The 18,689-nt window shown below is 70.5% G+C and carries 17 protein-coding genes, 1 tRNA gene and 1 riboswitch; of the genes, 4 read left to right on the top strand and 14 right to left on the bottom strand.

Translation table 11 applies throughout. The annotated features are described in order from the left end of the window. Positions 1-49: 49 nt before the first annotated feature. Positions 50-1,270: an acetyl-CoA C-acetyltransferase gene (locus ACIP8W_RS20780; RefSeq protein WP_401956040.1), complete on the top strand. Its 1,221-nt coding sequence runs from the start codon at positions 50-52 to the stop codon at positions 1,268-1,270. Between the two features lie 322 nt (positions 1,271-1,592). After that, a complete protein-coding gene (locus ACIP8W_RS20775; protein WP_401956104.1) occupies positions 1,593-2,528 on the top strand; it encodes a hypothetical protein in 936 nt (311 codons plus the stop codon). A gap of 30 nt (positions 2,529-2,558) precedes the next feature. Here the strand turns inward: ACIP8W_RS20775 and ACIP8W_RS20770 are convergent, their stop codons facing one another. The 5 genes from ACIP8W_RS20770 to ACIP8W_RS20750 form a co-directional block, all read right to left on the bottom strand. Then, positions 2,559-2,900, bottom strand: a complete 342-nt coding sequence (locus ACIP8W_RS20770) for a hypothetical protein (RefSeq protein ID WP_401956039.1) — start codon at positions 2,898-2,900, stop codon at positions 2,559-2,561. Between the two features lie 223 nt (positions 2,901-3,123). Continuing rightward, on the bottom strand, positions 3,124-3,996 hold the full coding sequence (locus ACIP8W_RS20765; protein ID WP_401956038.1) for a Bax inhibitor-1/YccA family protein: 873 nt from the start codon (positions 3,994-3,996) through the stop codon (positions 3,124-3,126). Positions 3,997-5,031: 1,035 nt separating this feature from the next. Further along, positions 5,032-5,114: transfer RNA gene (locus ACIP8W_RS20760), tRNA-Leu, on the bottom strand. Positions 5,115-5,515: 401 nt separating this feature from the next. Continuing rightward, complete coding sequence (locus ACIP8W_RS20755; RefSeq protein ID WP_401956037.1) at positions 5,516-6,814, bottom strand: class I SAM-dependent methyltransferase; 1,299 nt, start codon at positions 6,812-6,814, stop codon at positions 5,516-5,518. A 196-nt stretch (positions 6,815-7,010) separates the two neighbouring features. Next, on the bottom strand, positions 7,011-8,390 hold the full coding sequence (locus tag ACIP8W_RS20750; RefSeq protein ID WP_401956036.1) for an NAD(P)/FAD-dependent oxidoreductase: 1,380 nt from the start codon (positions 8,388-8,390) through the stop codon (positions 7,011-7,013). Positions 8,391-8,886: 496 nt separating this feature from the next. Here ACIP8W_RS20750 and ACIP8W_RS20745 point away from each other — a divergent pair, with 496 nt between their 5' ends. Both ACIP8W_RS20745 and ACIP8W_RS20740 read left to right on the top strand, forming a co-directional pair. Beyond that, on the top strand, positions 8,887-9,150 hold the full coding sequence (locus ACIP8W_RS20745; RefSeq protein WP_401956035.1) for a type II toxin-antitoxin system Phd/YefM family antitoxin: 264 nt from the start codon (positions 8,887-8,889) through the stop codon (positions 9,148-9,150). After that, complete coding sequence (locus tag ACIP8W_RS20740) at positions 9,147-9,404, top strand: type II toxin-antitoxin system RelE/ParE family toxin (RefSeq protein WP_402204080.1); 258 nt, start codon at positions 9,147-9,149, stop codon at positions 9,402-9,404. The genes ACIP8W_RS20745 and ACIP8W_RS20740 overlap by 4 nt, the downstream gene beginning before the upstream one ends. On the opposite strand, the gene ACIP8W_RS20735 is transcribed toward ACIP8W_RS20740, so the two are convergent. The 9 genes from ACIP8W_RS20735 to ACIP8W_RS20695 form a co-directional block, all read right to left on the bottom strand. Continuing rightward, positions 9,401-10,333 (bottom strand): exopolyphosphatase, encoded by a 933-nt coding sequence (locus tag ACIP8W_RS20735; protein WP_402152457.1) that lies wholly within the window; start codon positions 10,331-10,333, stop codon positions 9,401-9,403. The genes ACIP8W_RS20740 and ACIP8W_RS20735 overlap by 4 nt on opposite strands. After that, positions 10,330-10,872 (bottom strand): DUF501 domain-containing protein, encoded by a 543-nt coding sequence (locus ACIP8W_RS20730; RefSeq protein ID WP_401956032.1) that lies wholly within the window; start codon positions 10,870-10,872, stop codon positions 10,330-10,332. The genes ACIP8W_RS20735 and ACIP8W_RS20730 overlap by 4 nt, the downstream gene beginning before the upstream one ends. Positions 10,873-10,910: 38 nt before the next feature. Beyond that, the gene (locus ACIP8W_RS20725; RefSeq protein ID WP_401956031.1) at positions 10,911-11,402 is read right to left on the bottom strand and encodes a septum formation initiator family protein; all 492 of its coding nucleotides are present in this window, start codon (positions 11,400-11,402) and stop codon (positions 10,911-10,913) included. A 222-nt stretch (positions 11,403-11,624) separates the two neighbouring features. Continuing rightward, positions 11,625-12,917, bottom strand: coding sequence for a phosphopyruvate hydratase (gene eno / locus ACIP8W_RS20720; protein ID WP_401956030.1), 1,293 nt, complete (start codon positions 12,915-12,917; stop codon positions 11,625-11,627). 232 nt (positions 12,918-13,149) lie between these two features. Beyond that, positions 13,150-13,893: a transglycosylase family protein gene (locus ACIP8W_RS20715; RefSeq protein ID WP_402204154.1), complete on the bottom strand. Its 744-nt coding sequence runs from the start codon at positions 13,891-13,893 to the stop codon at positions 13,150-13,152. A gap of 6 nt (positions 13,894-13,899) precedes the next feature. Continuing rightward, positions 13,900-14,072, bottom strand: a riboswitch (cyclic di-AMP (ydaO/yuaA leader). Between the two features lie 416 nt (positions 14,073-14,488). Continuing rightward, a complete protein-coding gene (locus tag ACIP8W_RS20710; RefSeq protein WP_401956029.1) occupies positions 14,489-15,322 on the bottom strand; it encodes a transglycosylase family protein in 834 nt (277 codons plus the stop codon). 179 nt (positions 15,323-15,501) lie between these two features. Next, positions 15,502-16,833, bottom strand: a complete 1,332-nt coding sequence (locus tag ACIP8W_RS20705; protein ID WP_401956028.1) for a cytochrome P450 — start codon at positions 16,831-16,833, stop codon at positions 15,502-15,504. 46 nt (positions 16,834-16,879) lie between these two features. After that, positions 16,880-17,899, bottom strand: a complete 1,020-nt coding sequence (locus ACIP8W_RS20700) for a nucleoside triphosphate pyrophosphohydrolase (protein WP_402204077.1) — start codon at positions 17,897-17,899, stop codon at positions 16,880-16,882. Between the two features lie 37 nt (positions 17,900-17,936). Beyond that, a complete protein-coding gene (locus tag ACIP8W_RS20695; RefSeq protein WP_401956026.1) occupies positions 17,937-18,596 on the bottom strand; it encodes a SurA N-terminal domain-containing protein in 660 nt (219 codons plus the stop codon). Positions 18,597-18,689 lie beyond the last annotated feature (93 nt).

The raw sequence follows: 18,689 nt of genomic DNA, 5'->3' as shown, positions 1-18,689 counted from the left end.
CGTGCGGGTAATTTCCCTCTACAGCCTCGTCCTTCCCTGGGAGCCCCTGATGCCAGAAGCCGTGATCGTCTCCGCCGCCCGCTCCCCCATCGGCCGGGCCTTCAAGGGCTCGCTCAAGGATCTGCGCCCCGACGACCTGACCGCCACGATCATCGAGGCCGCGCTCGCCAAGGTCCCCGGCCTCGACCCCACCGACATCGACGACCTGATGCTCGGCTGCGGCCTGCCCGGGGGCGAGCAGGGCCACAACCTGGGCCGTATCGTCGCCGTACAGCTCGGGATGGACCATCTCCCCGGCTGCACCATCACCCGTTACTGCTCCTCGTCGCTCCAGACCTCCCGGATGGCGCTGCACGCCATCAAGGCAGGCGAGGGCGACGTCTTCATCTCGGCGGGCGTCGAGATGGTCTCCCGCACCACCAAGGGCAGCTCCGACGGGATGCCGGACACCCACAACCCGCTCTTCGCCGACGCGGAGGCCAGGACCGCCGCCGTCGCGCAGAGCGAGGGCGCCGAGTGGCACGACCCGCGCGCGGACGGGCTGGTCCCCGACCCGTACATCGCGATGGGTCAGACCGCCGAGAACCTGGCCCGGCTGAAGGGCGTCACGCGCCGGGACATGGACGAGTTCGGCGTACGGTCGCAGAACCTCGCCGAGGAAGCGATCAAGAACGGCTTCTGGGAGCGCGAGATCACGCCTGTGACGACCCCGGACGGCACGGTGATCACCGCGGACGACGGACCGCGTGCGGGCGTCACCCTGGCGGGCGTGGAGGGCCTCAAGCCGGTCTTCCGGCCGGACGGACTGGTCACCGCGGGCAACTGCTGCCCGCTCAACGACGGCGCCGCCGCGCTCGTCATCATGTCCGACACCAAGGCCCGCGACCTGGGCCTGACCCCGCTGGCCCGGATCGTCTCCACCGGCGTCACCGGCCTCTCGCCGGAGATCATGGGGTACGGACCGGTCGAGGCGTCCCGCCAGGCACTGTCCCGGGCCGGGCTGACCGTGGACGACATCGACCTGGTCGAGATCAACGAGGCGTTCGCCGCCCAGGTCATCCCCTCCTACCGCGACCTCGGCATCCCGCTGGAGAAGGTGAACATCAACGGCGGCGCCATCGCGGTCGGCCACCCCTTCGGCATGACCGGCGCCCGGATCACCGGCACACTGATCAACAGCCTCCAGTTCCACGACAAGCAGTTCGGGCTGGAGACGATGTGCGTGGGCGGCGGCCAGGGAATGGCGATGGTGATCGAGCGCCTGAGCTGAACCAGGACGAATCGAGCATCTGACCCGAAACCGGTCCGAACAGCGACCGCTTCCGGCGTTTCCTTACGTTACGTAATCGCGCGGTCCGGAAAGGCACCGTTCAACCCCACCGATCCCCAGTCGTGACTGAATCTCCCCCAGGATGTGACCTACCTCCGGGGGAGATTCGTTTTCCCAGGTCAGAACTGTGACTGCCGGAAACCCAAGGCCCAAAGACCTATCTATTTCATGACGTAATGCACTGACGGTGGGTCTACGCCCGCGACAAGCTGAGGTAGGAAGTCGGGGTTATCGATTGAATCGGGAGTAGTCAGTGAGCGCCATGTCTCTTGCCCTGCTGCTGACCACGGCCACCGCCACGGCCGTGGGTGTCGTCGCCCTGCACGCCGCCCATGCCCTGCGCAAGCAGGTCGCCGCCCTGCGCGGGGAACTGGCCGCGGCCGACCCGCGGGGCCTCACCGCCTCCGTACCGCAGGCCAGGAACGCCGCACAGCACCACCCGCACCACTGCACCGACGCCATACGGGCCGCCATCACCGAGGCCCTCGCCGAGGAACGGGAACGCGAGCTGGCCGAGGCGCGCGCCTTCTGGGCCGCGCAGGAGGCCAGAGACGCCGCCGACGCCCCGTCGATGCTGGGCGGACCCGCCGGCCTCGGTACCGAGGACGCGCCCTTCTACGTACCGCGCCAGGCCGACTTCATCGGCCTGGAGGCGCTGGAGGCCCTGGAGGCGCTGGACCTCGACGCCACCGACGCGCTCGACGACTTCACCGACTTCGCCGACCACCCGGAGCTGACGGCGCTCCCCGAGGGCGGCGGGGAGGGCATGGAGTTCGCCGAGGACTCCCCCGAGCTGGCCGCCGCCCGCCGCAGGCACCCCTCGCACCCGGACTTCGTACCGGTGCGCACGCCCGTCGTCACCGACCACGAGCGGACCGTCGCGCGGCTCGAGGAGCTGGCCGAGACCCGTACGGCGCTCGCGGACGTCCGTCCGGGGCCGCTGGGCACGCTCGACGTCTATGTCTTCGCCGACGGTACGACGCTCTGCATGACCCCGGGTCACCGCGAGACCGCCGAGCGGCTCGCCGAGGCGCTGCGCGCGGGCGCGGCACCGTTCCTGCTGGGCGGTTCGGGTGTCTCCGGCGCGTACGCCCTGACCTTCGCCTGCGGGGACGACGGCCACGGCGCGGACGGCCGGGGCTCCGACGGCGCGGAGCACGTCTACATCCTCGCGGACCGCGTCATAGCCTCGCTCTGACCCTCGCGCGGCCCCCGCCCCGCCATCGCTTCACAGCCTCGCTTCGGCGACCGTCCGCTCGACCGATCTCACGGCCTCGTCCAGCTCGCCCCCGGACGGGGCCGTTCGCAGTGCCTCGGCCAGATCGGCGGCGGCGACGGTGAGTTGGTCGGCCACCGCGAAGACCCCCGCGTCGGGCATGATCCGCGGCTCCTCCACAGGCGTCCCGCCGGGGGCCGCGAGGGCTTCGAGCCGCTGCGCGCGTACGGAGAGTTCCCTGGCCAGCGCCAGTGCCGCGGCGGCCGCTCCGCGCTGGAGCCTGCTCTGCGGGGCGGTGCGCAGCCGGTCGGCGAATCGGTCCGTGGCGGCCGTCAGGGACGTGGTGTCGAGCACGCCGTGACCCTACACGCCAAGGCGATCGTCCACGAGTACGGCCTGAGGCGGGCGGCCCGCCGCCCGCGTCAGCCCGCAAAGCCGACCGGAGGCCGGCCGGAAAGCGCATCGGGAGCGCACCGGAAAAGCACCCGCGGAGACGAAGAGGGGGCCGTGGGCGGATTGCCCACGGACCCCTTCTCCCGCGCGGTACGCGTTGTCACGCGGTACGCGTCAGGTACCGCTAGTCGTTGCCCGAGAGGATCGAGAACAGCCGCAGCATCTCCATGTAGATCCACACCAGGGTCACGGTGAGACCGAACGCCGCGAGCCAGGACTCCTGGCGCGGAGCGCCGTACGCGACGCCGTCCTCGACCTGCTTGAAGTCGAGCGCCAGGAAGCACGCGCCGAGGATGATGCCGATGACACCGAAGAGGATGCCGAGGCCACCACTGCGGAAGCCGAGGCCGTCACCGCCGCCGAAGACGCTGAAGAGCATGTTGGCGACCATCAGGAGCATGAAGCCCATGGCCGCGGCCATCACGAAGCCGTAGAACCGCCGGGTGACCCGGATCCAGCGCATCTTGTACGCGAAGAGAACGCCGGCGAAGACCGCCATCGTGCCCATCACGGCCTGGATCACCACGCCGGGAGCGACATACGTGCTCACGACATTGCTGATCACGCCGAGGAAGACACCCTCGAACGCCGCGTACGTCAGGATCAGCGCCGGCGACGGCTTGCGCTTGAAGGACTGGATCATCGACAGGACGAACGCCACCAGGACGGCGCCGAACGCGATGCCGTACGACATGCCGAGGTTGGACTGGTCCACCGGCAGCATGACCCACGACAGGACCGCGGCGAGCACGACCGTGCCCAGTGTCATGGCGGTACGCGTCACGACGTCGTCGATCGTCATGACGTCGGCGCGCGCGGGCGCCTGCGGGCCGGTGCCGAACTGGACATCCTGCTGCGCGTACGGGTTCGTCGCGTACGGGTTGGTTCCCACGGTGCCTACGGCGGGGCCCCCGGCCTGCGTCGCCGCGTTGAAGCCCGCGTGGCCGTTGTCGCGGCTGAAGCCCCGTCGCGAGAAGACCGGGTTGCTGCTCCTCATCTCACTCCTCCATGGCCACCCAGCGCGGCCTTGCGTCAAGAGTAATGGGAGCGCAAAGCGTATGCCCTAGTGCTCGGGGAGGATCTTTCGGGAATCGTGATGTCGCGGAAACCGGGAAATCACCGCGGTGACCGCCGAAACGTGCCGCCCGTCACACCGGAGAGCCGGGCGGGAAAGGGGGGCCGGCCCGACGTGTCGGGCCACTCCGACGCCGGTCGTTGACGTGCCCGGAGCCGGGCGGGGAGCCCGCGCCGTGGCTTCGCCCCGAGGACCTGGGCCGGTGGGGCGAGGTCGTATCCGGACCCGCCGTACCCACAGTGCGCTTGCCGTTCCCGCCACCCGTGCCGGAAAAGCCGTCCGGGGACGTAGGGGACGTAACGGTGCCCGCGCCGCCGTCAGTGCGCTCGGCGGCCACGGCGGTACCCGGGGCCACATACACACTCGTACGCGTTCATCGACGAGCACCGGGACCGCTTCGGCGGCGTCGAGCCGCTCTGCGGGACGAGTCGATCCACCACTCGGACGCCGGGTCGCAACACCTCGTCGCGCTCGCCGAGCATCCGGACCGGGCGGGGACTGCCGCATCGACCGGCTCGATCGGCGACGCCTACGGCAACGCGCTGATGGAATGTCGACGATCGGCCTGTTCAGACCGAGCTGATCAAACCCGGCCGCCCCTGGAAAAACTCTCCCAGGTCGACTCGCCACCGCCGAGTGGATCGACTGGGACCGCCACCGCCGACTCCACGGTGAGATAGGACACGTACCACCCGTCGAGCACGAGACCGACCACTGCACGAAATCCACGAAACCCCAGGCCACAACCACAACCACAACCTGAGACCTCTGCCGAACCCGGGGCGATTCATGCCGATTCACCCGATAGCCGATGATCTCCCCCACGCGGCTTCCCGCGCCCGAATCGCCGCCATGGGGCCGACGCCAGGGGATGGTGAGGCCACCGTGAGGCCAGGGCCGTAAGGATCCAGGCGGACAGCCGCCACAAGCCCTGGTCAGCACGGTTCATTGAAGATGTGCCCGGAGCCGGACTTGAACCGGCACGCCCCCGAGGGGCAGCGAGGTTTAAGCTCGCCGTGTCTGCATTCCACCATCCGGGCACGGCGCGCGCGACGCCGCGTTGGCACAGGAGCCTATCGGGACACGCCACTCGAACAGCCGAGCCCGTACCCGATGTTGTCTTATTTTATTGAGGTCTGAGGGTGCGTCAGACCGCGTCCTGAGCCATCGGCACATGCCGGGCGCGGATGGGCATCTCGTACCGAGGCATACAAGAATGACGAAAAGTCGCCGCCCGGTCACGCATTCAGTACCTCCTCAGTACCTCCCCAAGCCGTACACCGGGTGAACGCCGTACACCCGGAGCGACTCCCGGCGTACGCGTCCTCGGGGTCGTGTCGTCCCCGAGGAGGAGAATCCGGGCAGGCGGTCAGCCCGGGGAGGGGCCGGACCCGGTGAGCATCGGGGTCCGGCCCCTCCTTTCAGACGTACGGACGTTCCGTCAGCCGCCGGTGCCCCAGACTCGGGTGCGCCGGGGCAGTCCGGCGGCGCCGTCCTCCGGGGTCTTCACGGCCAGGATCTGGTTGACGCCGATCGCGTTCCGCTCGAAGGCGAGCGCGGACGCCGTCATGTAGAGCCGCCAGACGCGGGCGCGCCCTGCGGAGGTGGCGCGGACGGCCTCGGCCCAGTGGTCCTCCAGGTTCGCCACCCAGCGGCGCAGGGTGAGGGCGTAGTGCTCCCGTATCGACTCGACGTCCCGGGCCTCGAAACCCGCCTCCTCCAGGGTGGCGACGGTACGGCCGAGCGGCGCCAGTTCACCGTCGGGGAAGACGTACGCGTCGATGAACGCGTCCACGCTGTAGGCGTCCTCGTCCCGCTCCGGGCGCCGGGCGATCTGGTGGTTGAGCAGCCGTCCGCCGGGTCTGAGGAGCCGGTAGAGGTCGTCGGCGTACTCGCGGTACCGGACCGAGCCGACGTGCTCGGCCATCCCGATGGAGGAGATCGCGTCGTACGGGCCGTCCCTGACGTCCCGGTAGTCCTGGACGCGGATCTCGACCCGGTCGGTGAGCCCCTCCTCCGCGACCCGTTTGCGGGCGAAGGCGGCCTGTTCTCGGGAGAGGGTGACGCCGGTGACCCGGGCGCCGTACTCGCGGGCGGCGTGCAGGGCCATCGAGCCCCAGCCGCAGCCGACGTCGAGGAGCCGGTCGTCCTCCCCGATCCCGAGCTTGCGGCAGATCAGGTCGAGCTTGTCGCGCTGTGCGTCTTCGAGGCCGAAGCCGGGGCCCGCGTCCCAGTAGGCGCAGGAGTAGACCATGGAGGGGCCGAGGACCAGTGCGTAGAAGTCGTTTCCCACGTCGTAGTGGTGGCTGATCGCCGCCCTGTCGCGGTGCCGGGTGTGCAGCGCTCCGCCGCGTCGCCGTACCTCCTCGACGGGCGGGGCGGGCGGTGGCCAGGGCCTGGCGATCCGGGCGAACCCGAGGGCTGCGGCCCGTGTCCGGGGGTCCCGTACGGGATGGGCGGTGTCCTCGGCGGCGCGCTCCCAGACGAGCCCGGAGATCCGGTCGAGGAGGACGTACAGATCGCCTTCCACCTCGATCTCGCCGGCCACCCAGGCGCGGGCGAGGCCGAGTTCACCGGGCTTCCACAGGAGACGGCGCAGGGCGCGGCGGTTACGGATGATCAGGGTCGGTCCGTCCGGGGGGCCCGCTTCGCTGCCGTCCCAGGCACGGATACGGACCGGGAGGGGCGCTCCCAGCAACTCTTCGGCGAGAGTGGTCAGCCGCAGCGCGGCGTCGGCCATGACGTATACCTCCGTGACGGTGGATACCTGGCATGTTCAACACCACGTAAACACCGTCCGGGCGCGGAAACAGTCCCGTACGCGCGCCATGTGACGGCAAAATACCGCTACCGGACGGCGCGGGCCGTACGCGGACAGACCGAAGGGCCGCCCGCACCACGGATGGCGGACGGCCCTTCGGATACGCTCCGCGGCGTCAGGAGGCCTTGGCCTTCTCCGGCGCGGCGGCAGCGGCTGCCGGGGACGGCTTGGCGGCCTCGTAGAACTCCTCGCGGGGAGTCTCCATGGCGCCGAGCGAGACGACCTCGCGCTTGAGGAACATCGCGAGCGTCCAGTCCGCGAAGACCCGGATCTTGCGGTTCCAGGTCGGCATGGCCATGCCGTGGTACCCGCGGTGCGCGTACCAGGCCAGCCGGCCCTTGAACTTGATCTTCATCTTGCCGACGACGATCATCGCGACGCCCTTGTGCACGCCGAGACCCGCGACCGCGCCCTTGTTGGCGTGGCTGTACTCCTTCTGCGGGAAGCCCCGCATACCGGAGATCACGTTGTCGCCGAGGACCTTCGCCTGACGCAGCGCGTGCTGGGCGTTGGGCGGGCACCAGGCGTTCTCGACGCCGGCCCGGCGGGAGGCCATGTCCGGGACCTGGGCGTTGTCGCCCGCGGCCCAGATGTAGTCGGTGCCCTGCACCTGGAGCTTCTCGCTGGTGTCCACGTGGCCACGGGGGCCGAGCGGCAGACCGTAGCGGGCGAGCGCCGGGTTCGGCTTGACGCCCGCGGTCCACACGATCGTGTCGGAGTCGACCTCAAGGCCGTTCTTCAGGACCACACGGCCGTCGACACAGGAGTCCATGCTGGTGGAGAGGTAGATCTCGACACCGCGCGCCTCCAGGTGCTCCTTGCCCCAGACGCCCAGCTTCGGGCCGACCTCGGGAAGGATCTTGTCGGCGGCGTCGACGAGGATGAACCGCATGTCCTCGCGCGACACGTTGGTGTAGTACTTCGCCGCGTCGCGGGCCAGGTCCTCGACCTCACCGATGGTCTCCGCGCCGGCGAAGCCGCCGCCCACGAAGACGAAGGTCAGCGCCTTGCGGCGGACCTCCTCGTCGGTGGTCGAATCAGCCTTGTCGAGCTGTTCGAGTACATGGTTGCGCAGCCCGATGGCCTCCTCGATGCCCTTCATGCCGATGCCCTGCTCGGCGAGGCCGGGGATCGGGAAGGTGCGGGAGACCGCGCCGAGCGCGACGACCAGATAGTCGAAGGGCAGCTCATAGGCCTCGCCGACGAGCGGCGCGACCGTGGCGACCTTGCGGTCCTGGTCAATGGTCGTGACCCGGCCGGTGAGCACCTCGGCCTTGGGCAGGACGCGTCGCAGCGGGACGACGACATGCCGAGGCGAGATGCTGCCGGCGGCAGCTTCGGGGAGGAAGGGCTGGTACGTCATGTACGAGCGAGGGTCGACGACCGTGACGGTCGCCTCCCCGTAGCGCATCTTCTTCAGAATGCGTCGAGCTGCGTACAGGCCTACGTACCCACCGCCTACAACGAGGATCCTGGGACGCTCCGTGGTGCTCATGCCATCGAGTATCCACCCCGTCCGAAGGGGGTGCTCGTGAGCCCCTTCACAAGGACCTGGCCCCCTAGTGCTACACTCCGCGGCCCACGTGACCCAGGTCATGGTCCAACAGGGGAACCCGACCGGGTGTTTGGTCGTTCCCCACCCCTTGTGAGCTGCCCGTCCGCCGCGACTGCACGGCCGGACCGATCATCTGAACGATCTTCCCGCAACACGTCCGGAACCGCCCGGTATAAGGGCGCGAACCCCGTTCGGCCCTGACACATGGCGCCGCGACCGGGAGATGACACCCAGGAGGACCGATTTCCTTGTGAAGAAGTTCACGAACTTTCTCCGGGAGGCGCTCCGGGGCCCTCGCGAGAGCGCCCGCCGGACCGTAGTTTCGGGGGGTCGGGGGGTCGGGGGGTCGGGGGGTCGGGGGGTCGGGGGTTCGCGCCCCTGGCGCGCACCCGCCCGACCCTCCCTGCGTGTACACGATAGTGCGTACACTTGCTCCATGGCGGAAAACAGTGTGACCGTACGGGAAGCCCGTGCGCATCTCGCGGATCACATCAACAGAGCCGAGCTGGGCACCTCCACGGTGATCACTCGCAACGGGGTCGCGGTGGCCGCCCTGGTTCCGATCGCGGACTTCAACGCGCTGGAGGAAGCGGCTGATGTGCTGCTGGCCAGGGAAGCGGAAGCGGTTCTGGCCGAGGGCGGGCCGACCGTGACGATGGCCGAGTTGCTGGCGGACCTGTTCACCGAGGACGCCGCGTGAAGTACGCGTTCCGGTTCACCGCAGCGGCACAGCGGCAGCTCCGGGCCATCGACCGGCCTGCCGCCATGCGCGTCCTGGCCGCGCTGACCTCGTTGGGCGACGACCCCTGCCGCGAGGACGCCGACATCAGGAAACTCGCCGGCCCGTCCGGCCTCCACCGGCTCCGGGCCGACGGCCACCGGATCGCTTACCACATCCTGGACGGCGAGCTGGTCATCCTTGCCGTCGAGGTCGGTGACCGGCGCGATGTCTAGGACACGCAGCTCCAGGCGATCCCGTCCAGGATGTCGTGTTCGCTGACGACGACCTCGTTCGCGCCGGTGCGTTCCATGACGGCGAGGAGGATGAGGCAGCCCGCGCCGATGACGTCCACCCGGCCGGCGTGCAGGACGGGGATCGCGGCGCGTTCGTCGTGGGTGGTGGTGAGCATGCGGTCGGTGACCGCCTTGACCTGCTCGTACGAGATCCGCGCGCGGTGGATGGCGGTCGGGTCGTACGCGGTCAGGCCGAGCGCGACGGCGGCCACCGTGGTGACCGAGCCCGCCAGGCCGACCAGGGTGCGGGGCTCCCGGAGCGGGACGGTTCGCTCCGCGAGGTCGAGCGCCGCCTCGATGTCGGCGCGGATCGCGGCGATCCGCCCGGCGGACGGCGGGTCCTCGACCGTACCGTCGTGTACGAGATGGCGCTCCGTCAGCCGGACGCAGCCGATGTCCACGGAGCGGGCGGCCCGCACCCGGTCCTCGCCGACGACGAACTCCGTCGAGCCGCCGCCGATGTCCACGACGAGGCGGCTGTCCCGCCCCGGCAGTTCCCTGGTGGCCCCGGTGAAGGAGAGCGCCGCCTCCTCGTCGCCGGTGATCACCTCGGGCTCGACGCCCAGGATCTCCAGGACCCCGCCGACGAACTCGTCGCGGTTCTCGGCGTCGCGCGAGGCGGAGGTGGCCACGAAGCGGATCCGCTCCACACCGTGTTCCTTGATCACGGCGGCGTACTCGCGGCACGCGGCGAAGGTACGTTCCAGCGCCTCCGGCGCGAGCCGGCCGGTCCTGTCCACTCCCTGGCCGAGCCGGACGACGGTCATCCGCCGATCGAGATCGGTCAGCTCGCCCGTGTCCGGGTCGGCGTCGGCGATCAGGAGGCGGATCGAGTTCGTACCGCAGTCGATGGCGGCGACCCGGGTCATGCCGTCCCCTCCTCGGCCGCGCAGGTGCCGGCGCTGACGCACGGGCCCTTCGCCCACCACTCGGGCAGCATCGCGAGCGCCTCGTCGCCCAGCGGGTTCACCCCGGGGCCCGCCGCCAGCGAGTGGCCGACCAGGACGTGCAGGCACTTGACCCGGTCCGGCATACCGCCCGCGCTGGGGAAGCCCTCCAGCACCTCGATGGCGTCCCGGCGCGCGATGTAATCCTCGTGTGCCGCGCGGTACGCGGCGGCCAGCTCGGGATCGGTCGCGAGACGTTCCGTCATCTCCCGCATGACCCCGTTCGCCTCCAGCGTGCCGATGGCCGAGGCCGCGCGCGGGCAGGTGAGGTAGTACGTCGTCGGGAAGGGCGTGCCGTCGGGGAGCCGGGGCGCGGTCTCGACGACATCCGGCTGCCCGCAGGGGCAGCGGTGCGCGATGGCGCGCAGTCCGCGCGGCGGCCGGCCGAGCTGTTCCTTGAAAGCCGCGACGTCCGCCTCGGTGGGCTCGGTGCGTACGGTCTGCGGAGGGGGCGTGTCCATGCCTGCCTTGCTGTTCTGCTGTCAACGGTGGTCGGGTGTTATCCGGCGGATCGGTCGGATCCGTTCGCGGCGTCGGCGGCGTCCACGCCGTCCAGGACATTGGAGTACCAGGGACGGTCCGCCGCCCCCCGGTCCTCCCGCCGCTGCTTCGTGGCCTCCGGGTCGATCACGATATAGCCCGTCTCGCCCGGCATCACGAAGTGCAGATGCTCGCGGGCCAGCCGCTGCACATAGGCGTCGTCCTGGAGCCGCGCCTTCTCGTCGCGCAACTCCTCGACGCGCTGCCGCGCCTCGTGGGTCAGCCGCCGCTGGTCGGCGATCTCGTTCCGCTGCGATACGTACTGCCGCATCGGATACGCGAGCGCCACCACCAGCGTGCAGACGACCAGGGCGAGGAACGCGGCCCGGCCGGTGAGCCGGGATCGCCGGTCCTGCCTGCGGTTCTGCGAGCGGTAGACACGGGCGGCGGTCTGCTCGCCGAGCACCCGCAGCCTGGTCGCGGTGGAGAACCGGTCCCGGTTCCCGGCCATCGCTCGCCTCCCCTGTTACGTGCGTACGTCCCCGGACACGGTACGGGACCGCGGCCGGGGACGTACGGACGACGGGCTGGTCATCCGCGCCCGGGACCTGATTCGGGATCAGGATCGGGTTCGGGCTCAGGCGGAGCGCATCCCCGGTCAGTTCGCGGAGCGCATCCCCCGGTCAGTTCGCAGAGCGCATCCCCCGGTCAGTTCGCGGAGCGCATCCCCCGGTCAGTTCGCGGAGCGAAACCTCGGGAACGCGCTGCGGCCCGCGTACACCGCCGCGTCGTCGAGGATCTCCTCGATGCGCAGCAGCTGGTTGTACTTGGCGACGCGGTCCGAGCGGGCCGGGGCGCCGGTCTTGATCTGGCCGCAGTTCACCGCGACGGCGAGGTCGGCGATGGTGACGTCCTCGGTCTCGCCCGAGCGGTGGGACATCATGCACTTGAAGCCGTTGCGCTGGGCCAGCTCGACGGCGTCCAGGGTCTCCGTCAGCGAACCGATCTGGTTGACCTTGACGAGCAGGGCGTTGGCGGAGCCCTCCTCGATGCCGCGCGCGAGGCGCTCCGGGTTGGTGACGAAGAGGTCGTCGCCGACGATCTGGACCTTGGAGCCCAGCTTGTCGGTGATGACCTTCCAGCCGGCCCAGTCGTCCTCGTACAGCGGGTCCTCGATGGAGACGAGCGGGTACGCGGAGACCAGCTCCTCGTAGTACTCGGTCATCTCGGCGGCCGAGCGGGACTTGCCCTCGAACTCGTACGCGCCGTCCTTGTAGAACTCGGACGCGGCGACGTCGAGCGCGAGCGCGATGTCGCGGCCGGGGACGTAACCGGCCTCCTTGATCGCTTCGAGGATCAGGTCGAGCGCGGCGCGGTTGGACTCCAGGTTCGGGGCGAAGCCGCCCTCGTCGCCGAGGCCGGTGGACAGGCCCTTCTGCTTCAGGACCTTCTTGAGGGTGTGGTAGACCTCGGCACCCCAGCGCAGCGCCTCGGAGAAGGACTCCGCGCCGATCGGGGCGATCATGAATTCCTGGATGTCGACATTCGAGTCGGCGTGCGAGCCGCCGTTCAGGATGTTCATCATCGGAACGGGCAGCAGATGCGCGTTCGGGCCGCCCAGGTAGCGGAAGAGCGGGAGGTCCGAGGCCTCGGAGGCGGCGTGCGCCACGGCCAGGGAGACGCCGAGGATGGCGTTGGCGCCCAGCGAGCCCTTGTTCTCCGTGGCGTCCAGGTCGATCATCGCCTGGTCGATCAGGCGCTGCTCGGTGGCGTCGTACCCGACCAGCTCGGGACCGAGCTGCTCGATCACGGCGAGGACGGCCTTCTCCACACCCTTGCCCAGGTAGCGCTTGGGGTCTCCGTCGCGGAGTTCGACGGCCTCGAACGCACCGGTGGACGCACCGGAGGGGACAGCAGCACGACCGGTGCTGCCGTCGTCGAGGCCGACCTCGACCTCGACCGTGGGGTTGCCTCGGGAGTCGAGGATTTCCCGGGCTACGACGACGTCGATGGACGGCACGAGCATCTCCTTCTGGGATGTGACGCTTGAAGTGCAGGGTCTCTGTGGCCTTGCGACATGAGCCTAACCGGATCGGGCTCGCCGGTCGGCCGGTGCCCGCCCCCTAAGACGAAAAGAGCACCTTTTGCGCCGGTCACCCCGTACGCCCGGATACGCCCCGCATCTCCCGACCACCGCCGAAGCCCCGGTCCGGCGCGCACGGGGGTCGCGCGCCGGACCGGGGCCGTCTGTGGGCCGGTCAGCTCAGGTGGAGCCGCTGGCCGGGGTAGATCACATCGGCGTCGCGGACGATGTCCTTGTTCAGCTCGAAGATCTTCTCCCAGCCGCCCTCGACCTTGTGGGCCGTGGCGATCCTGGAGAGGGTGTCGCCGGACTTGACCTTGTACTCGCCGTCGCCCTTCTTGATCGTGAAGGTACGGCTCTCGCCGCGCGAGGCGGGCTGGGCCTCGGTACGGGCCGACCGCTGCTGGGGCTGGGCCCGCTGCTGCGGGGCGGCCTGCTGCTGGGGAGCGGCCTGCTGCTGCGGGGCGGCCTGCCGCTTCGACGTACCGGAGTTGCTGGAGCTGCTGGAGTCGCCGGAGCCCCCGCTCGCGGAGCCGCCGTTGTACGCGGCACCGGACAGGTTCACACCACAGCTCGGCCAGGCGCCCTTGCCCTGGCCCGCCAGGACCTTCTCGGCGACCGCTATCTGCTGGGACTTGGAGGCCAGGTCGGCGCGGGAGGCGTAGGCAGTGCCACCGAACGCGGCCCAGGTGGAGTTGGTGAACTGGAGGCCGCCGTAGAAGCCGTTACCAGTGTTGATGGACCAGTTGCCGCCGGACTCGCACTGGGCGACCTGGTCCCACTCGGCGGCGGTGGCGGCGGAGGCGGAGGCGGCGCCGATCAGCGGGGCCGCCACAGCGGCACCGGTGATCCCGGCGAGTGTGGCGTAGCGGACCGCCCTGGACGGACGACGGTGCCTGGCCTTGCTGGAAAACAGCAGCATGGAGCATCTCCTCACCGACGCCTACGAGGTCAGCTGTCGGGTTCGGGCCAATGAGTTGCCCGGCCGCGTGCTCTCGCACGCGGCTTCACCCCTAGCCGGCCCCGGCCGTCTCCCGACGACCTGTGACCGGCGCGAACCTTTGGGTCCCCCGCTCCTGCCTACGGCGCTTTACGCGACGACTGCTCCCCCGACCGACGGCAGGATTCGGCGTTTCGGTCGACGGGGCCCGCGGTGCGAGCGGTTCAGACCGTAATCACAGGTCCATCGGTTGATCAAAGAAGCACATCCCGGAAAAATCGCCCTTAACGCCCTTGAGGCTCCCGTCATTTCCGCAGGTGGGAGAGGGATCCGGGCAACCGCCGGCCCAAAAGTACCCAGTTACGGCAAAGAGACCCTTGTCTCACTTACGCAGAAGCGGACACACCACCCTGAACTACCCCTCGGAACGGCCTCACTTCGGACCTCGCCCGAGCCGTTGGCCAGGGCGGAAGGGGCCGAGGGCGGCGTCAACGGGGCCTCGCTCATCCGGGGTTCGCCCCGGGGCCGCCCGCGGGTCCCCCCGAAGGCCGCCCCCGAGCGTCTCCGGGCCGGCTCAGACCCACCCGCCGACGACCTTCTGGGCGCCGATGATGCCGGACAGGGTCTCGCCGCCGACGACGACGGACTCGGCCCGGGACTCCGTGGGATGCGTCACCCCGCCGTCCGTGAGGCTGTCGGTGCCGCGGTCCGCTCCGTCGCGCGAGGCGCGGCTGTCCGGCTCGCGGTCCGGGGCCGGGGCCTCCGGGCCTGCCTCCTCCTTGGCGGCGGCGCCCCGGTGCTTGCCCTTGGCGGGGGCGCTGTCGGCGGCCTTGTCCCCGGTGGGGCCCTTGGCGCCGTCCTTGTCGGTGGCGTCCTCGCCGGGCGCCGGGGAGGCGGGCGAGGCGGAGGGGGCGGGCTCGGTGCCCTTGCCCTTCTCCCCCGCGGCGGAGTCGGAGGTGCCCGGTGTGGCCGCCGGGGCCTCCGGGGAGCCCGCCTCCGTACCGGCGCCCCGGTCGCCACCGGCCACCCCGGAGACGACGCTCTTCGCCAGCCCGGAGACCGCCGCGCAGCTGGGCCACGCCAGCGGGCCCTGGGCCGCGAAGACCTTCTCGGCCACCGCTATCTGCTGCGAACGGCTGGCCAGATCGGGGCTGGCCGCGTAGTCGGCGCCGCCGAACCTGTCCCAGGTCTCCTGGGACATCTGGAGGCCGCCGTAGTGGCCGCTGCCGAGGCTGGCGCTCCACTGGCCGCCGCTCTCGCACTCGGCGACACGGTCCCAGGTGGTGGCGTCCGCCGCGCCGGCGCTCGCGGCGCCGAGCAACGGAATGGCGATGGCGGATCCGGTCACCCCCGCCGCGACGAGAAGGGCAGGGGCCTGGCGGGGCCGGCGGTGTTTCCCGGAGCGCATGCGGTCGCCTTCCGTGTGACAGTCGGTTCGACCCGGCGTGGTACTGCCGAGTCGTCGTGAACGTAGCGGTACTCGAACGCTTGTCACAAGCTGATGCAGCGGAGATCACGCGAAAGTCACAGTCTTGACGCACTGTCAGGAAATTCTTGTGGAATGCACCGGGATTGCCCGGCCCGCCGTCAGTCGGACAATGGCGTGAACTGCACCGGAAGCGTGCGCAATCCACGCATGATGAGCCCGCCACGCCAGCGCAAATCGGCAGGATCTTCCGCAAGACGCACATCGGGAAGGCGCTTCAGCAGGGTGCCGATCGCGGTCTGTCCCTCGATCCGCGCCAGCGGGGCGCCCAGACAGTAATGGATGCCGTGCCCGTACCCGAGGTGCTGATTGTCACGCCGGGCGAGGTCGAGGGCGTCGGGGTCGGCGAAGCGCTCCGGATCCCGGTCGGCGGCGGCGAGGACGACGAGCACGGGGTCGCCCGCGCCGATCCGCCGGCCGCCGAGCGTCAGCGGCTCGGTGGCGTACCGCCAGGTCGCCATCTCCACCGGCCCGTCGTAGCGGAGCAATTCCTCGACGCCCGTCGCCAGAAGTCCGGTTTCCCCGGCATCCAGTGAACTCTGGAGACGGGCCCGCTGCACCGGATTTCGAATCAGCGTGTACACGCCGTTGCCGATAAGATTCACCGTGGTCTCAAAACCGGCGAACAGGATGATGAAAGCCATCGCGGCGGCCTCATTCTCCGTGAGATGTTCGCCGTGGTCGCTCGACCGGATCAGATCCGAGATCAGGTCGTCGCCCGGATTCTCTCTTTTACGGTGGATGAGTTCGGCGAGATAGCCGCGCATCCTCTTCACCGCCCGCGCGACCCCGCCGCGCGGTCCGCCCGCGTGTCGGATCATCATCCCCGCCCAGTCGCGGAAGTCGTCCTGGTCCTCCGGCGGCACCCCGAGCAGATCGCAGATCGCGTAGATCGGCAGCGGGAACGCGAAATCATGGATCAGGTCCGCCTCGCCCTTCGCGGCGAAGGCGTCGATGAGCCGGTCCGTCAGTTCCTGTACCCGCGGGGCGAACACCGCGACCCGGCGGGGCGTGAACGCCTTGGACACCAGCCGCCGCAGCCGGGTGTGGTCGGGCGGGTCGATGTTCAGCAGATGCGTCATCAGCTCCGCCTTGCGCTCCCCCGGGATGCCCGTCTTCCCCTTGGTGTGCGCGGGACCCGCGTGGTGCGTGGGGTTCTTGGAGAGCCGGGTGTCCGCGAGCGCCTGCCGGGCGTCCCCGTACCGCGTCACGAGCCAGGCCTCGACCCCGCTCGGCAGCTCGGTCCTGTGCACCGGCGCGTGCTCGCGCAGCCAGGCGTACGCGGGGTACGGATCGGTGGCGAACTCCCAGGTGAAGAGTTCCGGGGCGACGGGACGCAGGGCGGAACGCCGGTCGGAACGCCGGTCCTGGCACTGTTCGGGACGCGGGGCCGGGCGCGGGGCCGGGCGCTGCTCGGGGCACTGGTCGGGCATGCCCCCGACAGTATGCGACCCCGGTACGCCCGCCTCCGCGCGCCCGCTACCCGTGCCCCTCGGCCGCGCGGATCGCGTCCCGGTAGGCGCGGGAGGCGGCGCGCAGCTCCGTCTCCGGGTCGGCCCCGGCCGCCTCGGCCCGTACCGCCAGCGCGAGCAGTTCGTACCCGAAGCCCTCGGTCACCGGGAGGTCCACCACCAGCCCCGCCGTCCGGACGCGGCCCGCCAGCTTGGCGGCGAGGGCCAGCGCGGGCTGGGTGAGGGGGACGCCGTCGGTGACGGAGTCGCGCCGCTTCTCGGCCGCCTTGGTGCGGAGCCAGTGCGCTTTGACGTCCTCCGGGGTGTGCGCGCTCTCCCCGCCGAAGACATGGGGGTGACGGTGGATCAGCTTCTCCACGATCGTCCCCGCGACATCGTCGATGGAGAACGGCCCGTCCCCTTCTTCACCCGTCCCCTCTTCCGTCTCTTCCGTCTCTTCCGCCTCCTCCGCGATACGGGCGTGGAAGACGACCTGGAGGAGTACGTCCCCCAGCTCCTCGCGGAGTTCGGCGCGGTCGCCGTCCTCGATCGCCTCGACGAGTTCGTACGCCTCCTCGATCGCGTATTTGGCGAGCCCCCTGTGGGTCCGGGTGGACGACCACGGGCACTCGTTCCTGATGCGGTCCATCACCTGGACGAGATCGAGGAGCCGGGCGCCGGGCAGGTCGTACGAACCGGGGAGCAGCTCCAGGTCTGGCATCCGCGTCCGGCCCGAGCCCGCCAGCCGGGCGAGGCCGTCCGTGAGCGCGCTGTCCGTCCCGTCCTGCCCGGCGGAGGGGATCACCACGACCGTACGGCCGCCTTCGCACTCCGCGACCAGCTCCCCCGCGCCCGGGGCCGCGTGCTCGACCGCGATTCCGGCCTCGCGCAGATACGGCAGCTGCGGGTGGCCCGCGTCGGCGCAGAGCACCCGGTCGGCGGCGTGCAGCGTCTGCCAGGCCGGCCAGGACAGCAGTCCGGGCGCGACCCGGTGGCTCGCGGTCAGCAGGACGATACGGCCGGGGGCGGCGGGAGCTTCGTGAGTCACCGGTCGAACCTACCTCCGCCCCACCGGGCCGCGTACCTCAGATGCCGGACGGTGGCTGCTGCGCGGGGGTCTCCTGGGTGAGCTGCGTGATCCACGGGGTCTTGGCCCCGACGAGCTTGACCTCCGCGTCGTCCCAGCTGCCGTAGCGCGGGTTGACGTCCACGCGGAGCTTCTTGGACGTCGCGACCAGCTCGGCGAGGACCTTCTGCTGGCCGTGCGGTGTCATCGTGTCCGCGCCGAGCGCCATCGCCAGCTTGTTCAGCAGCACCTCGCGGCGGACCGCCGAGTCGATCTGGCCGGGGGCCAGCCCGCCCTGCTGGAGCGCCGTCTCGGCGAACCGCGCCGCCCCGCCCGACTGCGCGGCGGCCTGCTGCCGGGCCGTCTGGATCTCCTTGCGGGTGATCTTCACCCCGGCATCGGCGGCGGACCGCGTCAGGACCCGGTCGAAGATCATGCCGTTCAGCTTGGCCAGGTTGAGCCGCTCGGTGTTCTCGATGAGCCGGACGGGTTCCGGGGCGGCGAGCTGGGCCTCCCGTACCTCCCGTACCTGCGACTGGAGCGTGGCCACCTCGATCCGCTGCCCGTCGATGACGGCCGCCGCCCCGGGGTGGGAGTCGTTGCCGCAGGCGGTGAGAAGGGGGGCCGCGGCGAGAAGCGCGGCGGAGACGGCGAGCACGGTGCGACGGCGGCGTTGCAAAGGGGCCTCCCGGCGTGATTGTGCGGCGATGCACAAGACCTTGCGGTGATCGATGTTAGGCAGTGGAGGTGGCGCGGGCCACTGCTTCGACCA

This window comes from Streptomyces sp. NPDC088554 (genome assembly GCF_044752945.1).
Taxonomy (GTDB): Bacteria; Actinomycetota; Actinomycetes; order Streptomycetales; family Streptomycetaceae; genus Streptomyces.
This window is presented reverse-complemented; position numbering and strand designations above follow the sequence as displayed.

Coding starts and splice junctions, on each gene's coding strand:
- ACIP8W_RS20780 (WP_401956040.1), top strand. CDS start 50: ATGCCAGAAGCCGTGATCGTCTCCGCCGCCCGCTCCCCCATCGGCCGG.
- ACIP8W_RS20775 (WP_401956104.1), top strand. CDS start 1,593: ATGTCTCTTGCCCTGCTGCTGACCACGGCCACCGCCACGGCCGTGGGT.
- ACIP8W_RS20765 (WP_401956038.1), bottom strand. CDS start 3,996: ATGAGGAGCAGCAACCCGGTCTTCTCGCGACGGGGCTTCAGCCGCGAC.
- ACIP8W_RS20755 (WP_401956037.1), bottom strand. CDS start 6,814: ATGGCCGACGCCGCGCTGCGGCTGACCACTCTCGCCGAAGAGTTGCTG.
- ACIP8W_RS20750 (WP_401956036.1), bottom strand. CDS start 8,390: ATGAGCACCACGGAGCGTCCCAGGATCCTCGTTGTAGGCGGTGGGTAC.
- ACIP8W_RS20745 (WP_401956035.1), top strand. CDS start 8,887: ATGGCGGAAAACAGTGTGACCGTACGGGAAGCCCGTGCGCATCTCGCG.
- ACIP8W_RS20735 (WP_402152457.1), bottom strand. CDS start 10,333: ATGACCCGGGTCGCCGCCATCGACTGCGGTACGAACTCGATCCGCCTC.
- ACIP8W_RS20730 (WP_401956032.1), bottom strand. CDS start 10,872: ATGGACACGCCCCCTCCGCAGACCGTACGCACCGAGCCCACCGAGGCG.
- ACIP8W_RS20725 (WP_401956031.1), bottom strand. CDS start 11,402: ATGGCCGGGAACCGGGACCGGTTCTCCACCGCGACCAGGCTGCGGGTG.
- eno (WP_401956030.1), bottom strand. CDS start 12,917: ATGCTCGTGCCGTCCATCGACGTCGTCGTAGCCCGGGAAATCCTCGAC.
- ACIP8W_RS20710 (WP_401956029.1), bottom strand. CDS start 15,322: ATGCGCTCCGGGAAACACCGCCGGCCCCGCCAGGCCCCTGCCCTTCTC.
- ACIP8W_RS20705 (WP_401956028.1), bottom strand. CDS start 16,833: ATGCCCGACCAGTGCCCCGAGCAGCGCCCGGCCCCGCGCCCGGCCCCG.